This is a genomic window from Paenibacillus sp. SEL1, assembly GCF_054602535.1.
The window spans coordinates 262,222-275,376 of record NZ_CM137723.1 but is presented as its reverse complement, the minus strand read 5'-3'; the positions used below and the strand labels follow the sequence as shown (position 1 = coordinate 275,376).

Here is a 13,155-nt window from a genome sequence, read left to right as displayed (position 1 = left end):
TGGCAAGAATTGCGCGATGCATTGGTAGCAAGGAGGTACAGCAGCAAGACGATAAAAGCATACATATCGCAAACGGAACGCTTTTTTGCCGGATTACAAGGGACCGAAGCAAGCATAAATGATGCGGTGGTGCTGCTCGAAAAAGGTCTTTCGCACGCTTATGTTAACCAAGCGATCAGCGCGCTGAAATTTTACTTTCGCCATGTGCTAAAGCAGCCTAAATCCGCCGCCTATGTTCGTCCGAAAAAGGAGAGTAAAATACCGGATGTGCTGTCCCTGAATGAGGTCATGCGTCTGTTGAAAGCAGTGAAAAATCCAAAGCATCGGGCTATTCTGTACCTGACGTATACATCCGGGCTACGGGTAAGCAAAGTGGTGAGGTTGCGTCCTGAAGACTGCGACCGTGAACGGAAAGTGCTGAAAGTTCGTCAGGGAAAGGGCAGGAAGGATCGGCAAACGCTGCTCTCCGAGGCGGCTTTTGCGGTGGTCGAGCAGTATATAGGGGTGGAGCAGCCAGCAGACTGGCTGTTTCCAGGGCAGAGGGAAGGCCGCCACCTGACGGAACGTTCAGCGCAGAAAGTGTTTGAAAAAGCGCTGGCTGAAGCGGGCATTCGCAAACAGGTGAGTATCCATTCGTTAAGGCATTCCCTTACGACCCACTTGCTGGAGAATGGGATTGATCTTCGCTATATTCAGGAACTGCTAGGGCATCAGAGTGTGCGAACGACGGAGCGGTATACACATGTGAGCAGACGGGACATTGGGCGGATTCAAAGTCTGTTGGATCGGATGAGCGGGCTGGAGGATTGAAACGCAGAAAGTGCCGGAATAAGGAGAAAAGTGCAGGATTCACGAAGTTCGTGAATATGACGAAGAGAGCATTCTTTCGGAAGTTCGTAAATAATACGTTATCCGAAACCACCCAAACATTTAATTCTAATAAGAGGTGAGATTATTGAATACTAATTTATTGATTCGGGATTTTATTGACGATGATTCCGGAATGGTATCAAGCATTATCAGAGAAAATTTAATAAACGTAAACATCAAAGATTATCCAGAAAAGATAATAAAGAATATGAGTAGAATCTTCACCTCAGAATATATATCTTCGATATCAAAAATCAGAAAAGTATATGTTGTAGTTGAAGGTAATAAGATAATCGGTACTGCAAGCCTTGATCAAGATACCATTTACACAGTCTTTATTGATATTCACCACCACAATAAGGGAATTGGTAGAGTTCTGATTGATTTTATTGAACGAATAGCTCTTGATTCTGGGACTACATCACTTAAGCTTCCTAGTAGCATTACGGCACAAGGATTTTATGAGAAGCTTGGATACCATGCATTAGAAATAATAGAGTCTGAAGATTTTGGTAGAGATATAATAATGACAAAGAATTTAATCAAGGAATAAGGTCTCAAAGAACGATTTTAAGAGATATCAAATAAGGATAGTGTTTTGATTTTAGAATTTTGAAAGTAAATTCGGTGAATTAAGTGACTTTGTATAACAACGTATTCCCGCTGTGAATGACTACGCCGAACCTTGGTCTGCCCGAGGTTTTCCAGTGAAGTGGAGTCAGGTAGACAACTCTGCGAGGCTAAGTGGCGGAGCCACCCGGTCCTGACGGACCTTAAGCCTCTCGGGTTCAGGAATACAACAACGTTATACGACAGAATCCAAATGAAAAAGAGCCAGAAGGCTCTCAATTTAAAGATATATGTAATTCGTTATGCAGGTGAAGAGCGTCCTTAAAACCTTGCAAATAAATTTCACGTTCTAAAATAGCTTGAACAGAAAGCTCAGCATCATCGTAAAGAAATAGGGTCTTCTGTATATTCTCCGGTGCTCCTTCATGTAACTGCTTGAAGTAGAGATTCCGTTCGGATGAGAACTGGTTATAGCTGGGATTGTTTTTGATAAGCTTGCCATATAAAGATTCAATTCGAGTCTGAATCAGTGAATCAAGTAAGACTTCTAAAGAATTATGCATTTTGAACACCATCCAATGTATTTGATTTTATGAATAAAAATTCAACTTATTAAATATAATTTTATCATGTCAAATAATTAATTCAATACATGTTGAAGATGTTTTTGATATAAAAAATATACTTTCATATAATTAAAGAAAAATTCACTTGATGTGTGAAAGGAATCTCAGATGATTAGTTATAAACCTTTTCAAAAATTATTGATCGACAGGGAGATTAAGAAGCAGGATTTATTGAAAATGACGGGTATTTCGTCTGCTACAATGGCGAAACTCAATACAAACGAATATGTATCGTTAGAAGTGATTGATAAATTATGTGCGGCTTTAGGTTGTCAGCCAGGAGATTTATTGGAACATATAGCAGGACAATGACGGATTAGAATCAAGAATGTATGTTGGTTAATCGTAGAAGTGATTCCATCGTATAACATAATATTCAAGCAGCGGCTCCTTTGGAGCCTTGGTCTGCGGGAAGGATTTCGGAGAGGCATTTCAGCAGACAACCCCTACGGGGTTCATGAATACAGAAACGTTATGTGAAATCAGCTTAAATAAGAGAGAAAGAGTGAGATAGATGATTCAAAGCAGATATTTATTTGTATCTCGTGCAGGCAAAGTTATAAAGATCGCCCGACCTAAAGATCATAAGCATAAATCTGTTCCTCAATTAGCAGGTGAGGAAGTACTTGAAGTGATCTTATATTACAGGAATAAAGACAGGAAGCCGCATAAACTACTTATGGTGGAATTTGATAGATTCCATTTAGATTCGGACGGAAATTATAAACAGACAGAAGAAGATAGAAAAAGAGCTATTCATAATTTTCTTTCTTTTGGGATGGCTGATTTGCATGAAGGAATAGAAGTAGAAGATAAGCCACTACCTATACCTGTTGCGCCGATAATTCCGACGACTGCTGAGAAAAAATCATTATACGATTACATAAATGAGAAACTACCCAGTTTTTCAGATGATGCTCCTTATGTAGTGGAAAGTAAAATTAAAGCTGCTAAAGAGAAATATGAAGAGTTTAAAAGCATGGCAAAGAAATCAAACAAGCTGTCTAAGTAGTTCGAAGAAGAAGCAGACATCACATAACATAATATTCACGCTGCGGACATTCGTCCTTGGCCCGGCATGCGCCGGACACCCAGCATATGCTGGGTCGTGAATACAGGAACGTTAGGCGAAACTCTTGAAAAACTATAAAAATGAGAAGATGGCTGGTATAAAAGCTGTGAGATTTGTTAGATAGATTTTAGAAGACCAAAACGTTATATAAGGAGACAGGTAAATGAAAGAAGAACTTACATATATACAAAGTGGGAAATTCAATTATTTGGATAGAACTAATATCACCAATATGGTTTATTTGTGCTCATGTTCTGCACTTTCATTTCATAAAAGTCTTATTGGTTTATCAGAATTAAGGGCACTTGAATCAGTTAAAGATGTAGAGAGTGCTGGGGGATTAAGAATTAGTAGGGCAGTTTTGACTTACTACTCGGTGTATCATTTATTTATTTCGTTAATGTTATTAGATGAGCGTTTTAACTTAAAAGTTCCCAAAAGGTTATGCTCGAACGGTATTGTAAATCTTGGAGTCAATTTTAATGATTTATCAGATCCCTCCGAATTACCAAATGTATGGAATGAGTTTAAATTACTTGAACAAGACCTTTCAACACTGATAACACATACTGACGTTAAAGAATATTGTGATTGTTTAAGAGAAGAAAGTGAAAAATTGGATGAGGTATTTAGAATACTTTATAACAACTTTATATTTGCTGATGAAAATAAACCAAATGAAAGTATTAAAGGGCTTTATGAAAAGCTTTGTTATGTAAGAGACAGAGCTATATACCGACCTTCTAATGTAATTGATGTAGAGGGTGGATATATTCAAACTTCGAAGTATGTCAGAAAAGAAATAGATGAGTTACCTGATTCGGCATATATATTCGACGCAATCAGGAAAATTTACAGAGAAATATTAATAAAATCCAATATCAAAGGGAGGAGTATGTATAAATCGTTCTATTCCCTGCTTTGGGTTAGTCATGTTTTCGAAACGGTAGAAGAAGTCAAAAAACTCGGTATTACTGATAGCGAAATAGATAAATTGAGATTTATGAAGTCCTTCAATGCAGATGAACTGAGCTTTAGTAGTTATATTTCACAATTGATTGAATTAGTAAACACAAACCGTCTATTTAGTGATTTGGAAGATTTTTGGAATGAATTAATTAGAATGTCCATGGAACATTATGGGACGTCAGAATGGCATTATTAGAACCGCACTCGCTCGAGTCCGTGTTGTTAAAGAGCGTTAGGAGAAATTGTTGAAGGTTTTTATAGAAACGATCAAAAAACAAATAAAAGGCTATTCTCCGCAAGCTAACTGAAATTATCATCGGATTTGAATCAAGGTACTTGTGAATTTTGTCAAAGAAAGAATAAAAAGACTTACGAAGAACTGGTAAATTTATTCGAAGATGCCGTTAGCATCGCCTAACATAGTATTCAAGCAGCGGCTCCTTTGGAGCCTTGGTTTGCGAGAAAGGATTTCAGGGAAGCATTTCAGCAGACAACCCTTCGGGGTTCATGAATACAGGAATGTTAGGCGAAACTCTCAAAAATATTAACTGAAAGAGTGAATTACATGGAAGTTATTGATAACTATCTACAGAATGTATTGTTCCCACGATTTGAACAATATGAAATGAATAAAGACATCATTGAAAGAGTAGGACTTGATATAAAGACCCGGCTCTTGTCTTTATTTAATAACTGGAATAATTGTGATAATAGAAGAGCGTTGTTAGTTACGAGTGTTGAGGAAGCACATTATTATCAGCCTCCTGAAGACATAGAAATTCGATGTCTTGTTGTATTGACTATTAGAAATAGTCTAATAGAGGATCTTGCGAGCACTAATGAAGCCGCAAAGTTAATGGGGCTGCAGAAGACAATTATTCCTGAACGAGATATCAGAAAGTTTACCTCTGATGCAATAAAGTATTTCTGTTGTATTGATATTAGTACAGTCTCAAAAAGTGTTATTACTGATAATGATGTTTACGGTAAGCTAATGTCTTCATATCCACTAGCATGGGGCATTATAAAAGAATTAGGAAAAATCGTTTTTCAAAATAAGAAATATTCGATTATTGATGACAAGACTAACAAAAGCATAGTTAAGAATTCGAAACAGAAATCTGATAATTTATTAAGAATTGACCAATATTTTAAGGAGAATACAGTAGTCTTGAGTGGTATGGATCCTAATATTGACCCTTATTTGTCAAATGTGCTTAAAGCAATAAGCGAAGGTTATCCAATCTTCTTTACTGATTCTTTTAAAACAATAACAAGGAATCCTGAAAAATTGTTAAAGATAATTGATTATGTTCTAGCGAATAATGCAAGTATTGTAACATGTAATTTTTATATTAGTAGAGACTATGTGAGCGCTAGAAGTGAGCTTCAAAGACCGATGCATAGTGAGAGTGAGACAATTGAAAAACTAAAGAACAAAAACGGTTTATCAAAAACACATTTGAAGGCACTGAATTATATAATTAACAATATAAATTGAAGGTATTTTGAAGAAGTCGAGAGCATCGCCTAACATCGCATTCATCGCTGCGGGCCGAGACAAGCTCGACCCATGGTCCGGAAGGGGCATTTCAGGGAGGTCAATTCACCGGACACATTCAACCAGCTAAGTGGCAGAGCCACCCGGACCTACGGTCCTTAAGCTGCTTGAACGTCGTGAATGCGGGAACGTTAATTGAAATTCCGGCAAGTTCATGATTGAAGGAAATATCAAAGGAGGAATTAATTTGCCTTGGCCTATGGTACACTTTGCAATCTCAGAAAACCTTTCTATTAATGACCCCTCACCCAATTTTTTATTAGGCAGTATTGCTCCGGATGCGATTCATATGAGAGGGAAGGTATCCAGGGAAGAAAAAGGTGTGACTCATCTCGTACATAACGATAAATTACCAGCCAAGGAATTGATCATGGAGAAGTGCAAGGAATATTTACTGAAGCAAGCGGGGCCAGAATGGAAGGACTTTGTTATAGGTTACTTTTCACATATTTATACAGATTTAAGGTGGACAGATACCGTCTATTTCGATTTTGAGAAAAACTACAAAGGCGAAAAGAATGATATTAGAAAGACATATAACCTTGAAGTTAGCCAAGTAGAATTTGATCTCTTAAGATCAATGGAAAGTACTGAAAAACTGTTTACAAAACTCTTAAAAGCCAAGGGCTATACAATAAATCCTTACATTACGCAGCTTGAAGTCAATCAGTATAGGGATAGTAAGGTGAGATGGCTGCAAGATCTAAAGAATGAACCTCATATAGCACCTATCTATTTTAAAGCAGAAATTATTAAGATCTTTATTAGTGAAACATCAAGGGAATTGAAAGAACTATTTAAAGACCAGAGTATTGATTATTTCGAAGGAGGCCGCAACATCAGTTAACATCGTATATACGCTGCGGCCTGACGGCCTTGGTCTGCAAGAGGGATTTCGAGGAAGCCTATTCACCAGACAACCCTGCACCACCTAACCGCATCGCGGCCGGACCTACGGTCCTTAAGGTGGTGAGGGTTCGTAGATACACAAACGTTATCTGAAAGATCGGCCCCAAAAACTTTGAAAGTAATTCGTTTGCAACGTCCTGTTGCCTGATGTACAAAATTATTTAGAGGATTTCCTTTTTGTACAACTCAAACATGTTTTGTAGAAAAATAGGAACAAGGAATTCAAATTTAAATGAATAGGGGTTAATAAATGATAAAGATTCGAAATATGTCAGAAAAGGAATTTGAACAATTTAAAGAGTGGTCTGTTAATGACTATGCAAAAGATTTAATCAAATCTAAAATGAGTAGCGATAAAGATGCTTATAAATGTGCTGAAAAAGAATTCAATGAACTACTTCCGATGGGTTTATCAACAAAAAATAATTTCTTATATGTAATGATAAATCATAGTTTAGAAAAAATTGGTTTTATTTGGTATGAAAAAGAGAATACATCAGGATTCATTTGTGATTTTTTGGTTATGCAAAATTACAGAAATAAGGGATATGGATTTAAAACTATGAAATTGATTGAGAAGAATGCCAAAGATAAAGGAATTAGAAAACTCAGACTTAGTGTATTTAAATTCAATGAACCAGCCTACAATCTATATAATAAACTAAAATATAAAGTAGTTGAGGACAATGATGGAAATGTGATAATGGAAAAAATACTTGAGAACTAATATATGGGAAAATTCAAACGACCCTTGTGTACTGAATCAGTAAATGATCGGTGGGTAAATCGGAAATTAGATAAATATCATGTGGGCCGAGGTCCTGTCTCTATTTGAAGAAGTGGGACCGGTCAATCAGATAACAAAGTATTCACGCTGTGGGTCGGCTGCGCCGCCCCTTGGTTGCCCGAAGTCATTGAAGCAATTTCACTATGTAGATAATTCAGTGGCAAAGAAGTGAATCTATGCGACAACCCAGCACTACCTTAAGGCAGTGCTGGGTTCGTGAATACAGAAACGTTATACGCAACCCTTGCTAGAGTAAATAAAAGGAAAGAGGTACAAAATGAAGCGATCCCATGATGCCTCAGGAATTATCATTATTGATGAGCATAATAGAGTGCTATTGGTTCATCAAACATATGGAAAGAAACAATGGTCTGTACCAGGCGGAGTAGTAGAAGAAGGGGAATCAGTATGGGATGGTGCAAGAAGAGAACTGAAGGAAGAAGTCAATATTGAAGTCAATGAAATGGATTTATCAGGTATCTATTTTATGTCTCATCGGAATGGATACATTTATACTTTTAAGTCAGATGGATATGTTGGTCGCATAGAAGTTGATAATAAAGAAATAGATGAATATGGATTTTTTGATATTGATAATTTACCAAGACCGATTTCAAATTTTACAGTAGAAAGATTGATAGATGCAGTAACGAACAATAAAACCGTATTTAAAGATCAACACATTGATAATTACCTCGTAATAGAATGAATAAAGAACAATATGATAGTCACTTAAGAGGGCAAGGGCAGCGTATAACACCATATTCAAGCTTCGGTCCATCCGGCCCTCGGTCCGGCAGAAGTACGATGTTATTCGCAGAGGCATCTCAGTAGCGGGGAAGCATATTCGGCCCGACACATCCGGACCACCTAACCGCATCGCGGCCGCCCTTCGGGGTTAAGGTGGTGGGACGTCGTGAATACAAGAACGTTACGCGTAATTACTACAATTCTAAAGAAGAAAGGAGAAATACAATGGATCAAATCAAATATCCGATTGGTCAATTTCAACCCAAAAACAATCTTTCAAATGATGAAATAATAAATCTTATTAAACAAATTCCTGAACTAATTAAGCGATTAAATACATTGCTGAGTGGTCTCGAACAATACCAATTGGAGACTCCGTATCGGCCGAATGGTTGGACAGTAAGGCAGGTCATACATCACTTAGCTGATAATGATATGAATGCGTACCTAAGATTTAAAAGAGGATTAACTGAAAATAATCCATTAGCAAATACATATAGAGAAGATCTGTGGGGAGAATTAATTGATTACAAGAAGTTGCCCGTAGAGAATTCGCTATCACTTATTGAAGTATTGCATCATCGCTTTTTGGTGTTGCTGAATGAACTTAGTATAGAAGACTATAAACGGACTATACAGACTGAAGTATTAGGAATAATTACATTAGAGACAGCTATACAAAGATTTATTTGGCACAACAAACACCATGCATCCCAAATCGAAAACCTAATAAGAAGAGAGAAATGGAAAGACATATAAGAAAGAGGGTAATTGTAAGGAGTTCAAAGATGGCAGTAACAACGCATAACATAATATTCAAGCTGCGGCTCCTTTGGAGCCTGGGTCTGTGAGAAGGGTTTCGGAGAGGAATTTCAGCAGACAACCCCTTTAGGGTTCATGAATACAGAAACGTTATAAGAAAATGGCGCAAAACGTTAAAAAACCAAAGGAGAGATGACACATTGAAGAAACACTTTAAAGATGAAAAACTTCAAGAAACTCTTCGTATTTTCATTCAGGATATACGAGCTATATTCGGGGATAAATTAACTAGTGTTTACATATATGGTTCATCGTTACATAACGATTTGAGTCCTGGTTATGGAGATTTGGATTTTTTAGTTTTGCTTTCTGAGAATATTACTATGGAAGAGATCACGAGATTGAATGAACAGAGGGCCATATATAGAAATGTATTGGTAGATCTATATACCGATATGTTGGAAGGTGCATTTTTACCATATAAGTTGATTTTCGGCGAACAGGGACGAGCATTGTGGTGGGGAACGAGAGGAGAACGGATGTGGGAGAAGAATCAACTCGATACATTCACAATGTATTCAATTAAGAAACAAGGACTTTTAATATACGGGGATTTACAGGAACATATTTTTCCTGAGATCACAAAGGAAGAAATAAAAGGATTTCTTATAGAATTTTCTCTATGTATGAAGGAACATGGCAAGGGTGGAAGTTTACATTCAATAGATTGGTTGCTATTAGCTGCAAAATTCATAGGTTGGTTACGTGAGGAAATAATATTTTCAAAAAGCCAAGCTGCTGATTGGGGACTAAGACATATTACCTCTGATTGGAAGGAACATTTATTGAAATGTAAGGAATTGAGAAAGGAACCTATGGAAGCAGACTCTCAAGAATACACCGAGTGGTTGAATAAATTAGACTCAGTAATAATTGAAGCATCAAAGGATCTAGATAGAGAAATCGAAGAAGGCGCCAACATCTTATAACATTGCATTCAACGCAGTGGGTCGAGACAAGCTCGACCCTTGGTCCGGGAGAGGGATTTCGGAGGAGCTGATTCACCGGACACATTTACCGGCTAAGTGGCAGAGCCACCCGGCACTACGTGCCTTAAGCCGCTTGAACGTCGTGAATGCGAGAACGTTATCTGCAATTTCTCAAATACATTTAGGGAGGGAGAAGTAATGAAAAATCATGATGATGAAAAATCTGCCTTAGAAGAAGCTGCCATTAGCAACTTTGTAGATTTATATAATTTAAATCGCGAAGATCACTTAGAAGTAATAGAGAGACGTGAGCGTCCAGATTATATCTTAAAGAGCATAAAAGATGGATTAGTAGGTCTAGAAGTAACTCACCTATTCTACGATGCCGCCGAAGCTAAAATGTTATTTGGAAGATCGGCTGAGGAAATGCATGGATTAGAAAATTCAGCAAGCTATATACAGGTTCTTAATGAACTACTGAAACAGAAGGAAAAAAAGATAGAGAAGTATGATGCTGCATATCCAATAGCGCTTTTAATTAGGAACGCTTCTCCTATATTCGGAATGAGTGATTTTCTTAGAAATAAAAATGCAATATACAAGCCAGAAAAATACACTCATATTTGGTTTGTTTCAAAAGACGGAAATGATAATGAATGGTCGTTAAAAGACTTGCTTACTGTTTAGTCAAAGAAGAGAGAAACAGCAGATAACATAATATTCATGCATCGGACATTCGTCCTCGGTCCGGCAGTCGCCGGACATCCAGCATGCGCTGGGTCATGAATACAAGAACGTTATCTGAAATCAGCTAAATCATAGACACTTAAGTAATGAGGTGAACACCTTTGGATGGACACCAGATAATGTTACAACTAATTTTATTCTTTCATTTATTGCTGCTTACTTTATTTCAGATAAATTAACTAAACCTAATAAATGACTAATAGGTAAACACCTGAGCAGCGAACAAAATTTATATTAGAGGAGGTCACAGGATGAACAAGCATAGTGTTTATGAAACAAACAGCTTCTATTGGGATACAAAAGGAAATGACTTTTTAGGAGCAATCGTACTTCCTTTTTATGGAGCATTTGTCTCAGAAGAAAAATGCCAACTTTTTGGCGATGTCTCAGGAAAAAAGATGTTAGAGATAGGCTGTGGAAATGGTCAATCCTTACAATATCAGGGGGATCGAAAAGCATCTGAACTATGGGGGATGGATATATCAGAAAAACAAATTGAGAAGGCAAAACAACATTTGACGACGTGTGGTCTTTCGGCAAAATTGATCTGTTCTCCCATGGAAGAAGAATGTGACATACCTGTAGATTATTTTGACTTTGTTTATTCGATTTACACCATAGGCTGGACAACCGACCTAGAAGGCACTTTTTGTCGAATTGCTTCTTATTTAAAAAAAGACTGCGTTTTTATTTTCAGTTGGTCTCATCCTATACACAAATGTGTTGTTGAAGAAAATAATAGATTTGCTTTTAACAAGTGTTATTTCGATGAATCTTGGTATTCGGTATCTCCTGATTTTTGTCAAGGCGCGCTAACCTTATCTGACCGTAAACTATCAACCTATATAAATGCGTTGGCGAAAGCAGGGTTTGTTATTGAACAAATGATTGAAGAAACCGAGAATGAAATCATACAATTGCACGATAAAAATAATGATTTCGTAAAAAGAGCGAAGATGTTTCCTGTAACCTTTGTTATCAAAGCAAGAAAACTTTAAAATTACTGAAGAAGCCCAAAATAAGTGAGTTAGTGGCTCTAAGGAGGGCTGACATCAGATAACATTATATTCACGCATCGGGCATACGCCCTCGGTCCGGCAGGAGGATTTCGGGGAAGCGGGGACAGCCGGACACACCCAGCATTCGCTGGGCGTCGTGAATACGGGAACGTTAAACGACAGAATCAAAAACAATAGGAAAGAGGATCATATGATCCTCTAAATGTTAGAATTTTTCAATTCACTAAAGAGTTGTAGAGCGTCTTTGAAACCTTGTATGTAGATGCTTCTTTCTAAGATGGATTGGAGAGATATTTGAGCATCTTCGTACAGAAAAACCGTATGTTGAAGTTGATCGGGTAGCGCTTCACGAAGTGTTCTAAAGTATCGATCTGTCTCCGAAGAAAGCTGATTGTACTCCGTATGATACTCCAGAAGCTCAGCAAAGAGTAATTCTAAACGTATTCTTATAAGTGGCTCTGTCAATGATTCTAATGTATTAATCATATGTTCTTCCTCCTTTAATTAACTTCATAGAGTTATTATATAACCTTATAGAGTTAATTACAAGGTGAATATTTGACTTTGTAGAGTTAAATCTTTGCTTTTCGTTGATGATTACTGATATGGGAGATAAGATAGAATTATGGAGGGGAAAAGATGACCGTAATCAAGTGTAATATAAGGGAACTCATGGCAGAACATCGAATAGATGATATAACAGAATTGATGGCGAAATCGGGATTGAGTCGGAATTCAATCAATAAGCTATATAGGGAAACAAATATAGAAACAACAAAGCTGGAAACTTTATTCAAGCTTTGCGATACATTTAACTGTAAATTATCTGATTTGATTGAATATCTACCTGGAGACCATCAATAGTGAGGGCAGACTCAAAAAGTGAATCCGTCGTATAACGTCAAATTCAAGCAGTGGCTCCTAACGGAGCCTTGGTCTGTTGGAGGATCTCAAAGGGGCGTGAAGATATTGAATTACATAAGAGAATTAAGAGAGTTAGTAGGTACCCGACCTATAATTATGGCAGGAGCATGTGTGATTCTCATAGATGATGAGGGACGATTATTATTGCAACAGAGAACTGACAATGGTCTATGGGGATTACCAGGAGGTTCAATGGAGCCTGGTGAGAATATGAAGGAGGTTGCAAGCCGGGAACTTTTTGAAGAGGTAGGCTTAGAAGCTGAAGAGTTAGAATTACTTGATATATTTTCAGGCCCGGAACTTTACTATCGATATCCTCATGGAGATGAAGTATATAACGTAGTTGCAGCTTATATATGTAAAGAATACAGTGGAATAATGAAAGGTGATGAAGCTGAAGTACAAGATATACGATTTTTTGATTTAAACAAGATACCTAATCAAATAAGTCCTCCCGACCTACCGATAATAACAAGATTTTTAAATGAAGTAAGATCATGAAAACATTTTTTTAGTAAATCGAGGATGTCCCTGACATCACCTAACAAAGGGCTGTTTGAACTTCGGGAATTCCCTACATTATGTGAAATCAACGTAATT

The 13,155-nt window shown here is 37.2% G+C and carries 17 protein-coding genes; 15 read left to right on the top strand and 2 right to left on the bottom strand.

Features of this window, described 5'->3' with window-relative positions; all coding sequences use genetic code 11:
• Positions 1–9: 9 nt before the first annotated feature.
• Together ACYCSE_RS01275 and ACYCSE_RS01270 are read left to right on the top strand one after the other, a co-directional pair.
• A complete protein-coding gene (locus ACYCSE_RS01275) occupies positions 10–810 on the top strand; it encodes a tyrosine-type recombinase/integrase (protein ID WP_459700948.1) in 801 nt (266 codons plus the stop codon).
• A gap of 145 nt (positions 811–955) precedes the next feature.
• Positions 956–1,423 carry a GNAT family N-acetyltransferase gene (locus ACYCSE_RS01270; RefSeq protein ID WP_061829661.1) on the top strand — a complete coding sequence of 156 codons (468 nt, stop codon included), beginning with the start codon at positions 956–958 and terminating at the stop codon, positions 1,421–1,423.
• A gap of 292 nt (positions 1,424–1,715) precedes the next feature.
• Here ACYCSE_RS01270 and ACYCSE_RS01265 read toward each other — a convergent pair whose 3' ends face one another.
• Positions 1,716–2,003 carry a hypothetical protein gene (locus ACYCSE_RS01265; RefSeq protein ID WP_322174586.1) on the bottom strand — a complete coding sequence of 96 codons (288 nt, stop codon included), beginning with the start codon at positions 2,001–2,003 and terminating at the stop codon, positions 1,716–1,718.
• Between the two features lie 171 nt (positions 2,004–2,174).
• Here ACYCSE_RS01265 and ACYCSE_RS01260 point away from each other — a divergent pair, with 171 nt between their 5' ends.
• The 11 genes from ACYCSE_RS01260 (at position 2,175) to ACYCSE_RS01210 (ending at position 11,610) form a co-directional block, all read left to right on the top strand.
• A complete protein-coding gene (locus tag ACYCSE_RS01260; protein WP_235309176.1) occupies positions 2,175–2,378 on the top strand; it encodes a helix-turn-helix domain-containing protein in 204 nt (67 codons plus the stop codon).
• A 202-nt stretch (positions 2,379–2,580) separates the two neighbouring features.
• Complete coding sequence (locus tag ACYCSE_RS01255) at positions 2,581–3,078, top strand: hypothetical protein (protein WP_061829663.1); 498 nt, start codon at positions 2,581–2,583, stop codon at positions 3,076–3,078.
• 223 nt (positions 3,079–3,301) lie between these two features.
• Positions 3,302–4,303: a hypothetical protein gene (locus tag ACYCSE_RS01250; protein WP_061829664.1), complete on the top strand. Its 1,002-nt coding sequence runs from the start codon at positions 3,302–3,304 to the stop codon at positions 4,301–4,303.
• Positions 4,304–4,672: 369 nt separating this feature from the next.
• Entirely contained in the window at positions 4,673–5,608 is a 936-nt protein-coding gene (locus tag ACYCSE_RS01245) for a hypothetical protein (RefSeq protein ID WP_061829665.1), read from the top strand.
• 247 nt (positions 5,609–5,855) lie between these two features.
• Positions 5,856–6,515, top strand: coding sequence for a hypothetical protein (locus ACYCSE_RS01240; protein WP_061829666.1), 660 nt, complete (start codon positions 5,856–5,858; stop codon positions 6,513–6,515).
• A 312-nt stretch (positions 6,516–6,827) separates the two neighbouring features.
• The gene (locus ACYCSE_RS01235; RefSeq protein WP_061829667.1) at positions 6,828–7,304 is read left to right on the top strand and encodes a GNAT family N-acetyltransferase; all 477 of its coding nucleotides are present in this window, start codon (positions 6,828–6,830) and stop codon (positions 7,302–7,304) included.
• Between the two features lie 337 nt (positions 7,305–7,641).
• Positions 7,642–8,073, top strand: a complete 432-nt coding sequence (locus ACYCSE_RS01230) for an NUDIX domain-containing protein (protein WP_061829668.1) — start codon at positions 7,642–7,644, stop codon at positions 8,071–8,073.
• A gap of 266 nt (positions 8,074–8,339) precedes the next feature.
• Positions 8,340–8,873 carry a YfiT family bacillithiol transferase gene (locus tag ACYCSE_RS01225; protein ID WP_061829669.1) on the top strand — a complete coding sequence of 178 codons (534 nt, stop codon included), beginning with the start codon at positions 8,340–8,342 and terminating at the stop codon, positions 8,871–8,873.
• Positions 8,874–9,076: 203 nt separating this feature from the next.
• The gene (locus tag ACYCSE_RS01220) at positions 9,077–9,865 is read left to right on the top strand and encodes an aminoglycoside adenylyltransferase domain-containing protein (protein WP_459700942.1); all 789 of its coding nucleotides are present in this window, start codon (positions 9,077–9,079) and stop codon (positions 9,863–9,865) included.
• A 198-nt stretch (positions 9,866–10,063) separates the two neighbouring features.
• Complete coding sequence (locus tag ACYCSE_RS01215) at positions 10,064–10,552, top strand: hypothetical protein (protein ID WP_322174593.1); 489 nt, start codon at positions 10,064–10,066, stop codon at positions 10,550–10,552.
• 311 nt (positions 10,553–10,863) lie between these two features.
• On the top strand, positions 10,864–11,610 hold the full coding sequence (locus ACYCSE_RS01210; RefSeq protein ID WP_459700940.1) for a class I SAM-dependent methyltransferase: 747 nt from the start codon (positions 10,864–10,866) through the stop codon (positions 11,608–11,610).
• Positions 11,611–11,829: 219 nt separating this feature from the next.
• Here ACYCSE_RS01210 and ACYCSE_RS01205 read toward each other — a convergent pair whose 3' ends face one another.
• On the bottom strand, positions 11,830–12,117 hold the full coding sequence (locus ACYCSE_RS01205) for a DUF6809 family protein (RefSeq protein ID WP_023989605.1): 288 nt from the start codon (positions 12,115–12,117) through the stop codon (positions 11,830–11,832).
• 153 nt (positions 12,118–12,270) lie between these two features.
• On the opposite strand from ACYCSE_RS01205, the gene ACYCSE_RS01200 reads away from it, so the two are divergent.
• Complete coding sequence (locus ACYCSE_RS01200; protein WP_010345196.1) at positions 12,271–12,495, top strand: helix-turn-helix domain-containing protein; 225 nt, start codon at positions 12,271–12,273, stop codon at positions 12,493–12,495.
• Between the two features lie 105 nt (positions 12,496–12,600).
• On the top strand, positions 12,601–13,056 hold the full coding sequence (locus ACYCSE_RS01195) for an NUDIX hydrolase (protein ID WP_069292004.1): 456 nt from the start codon (positions 12,601–12,603) through the stop codon (positions 13,054–13,056).
• Positions 13,057–13,155: the final 99 nt, after the last annotated feature.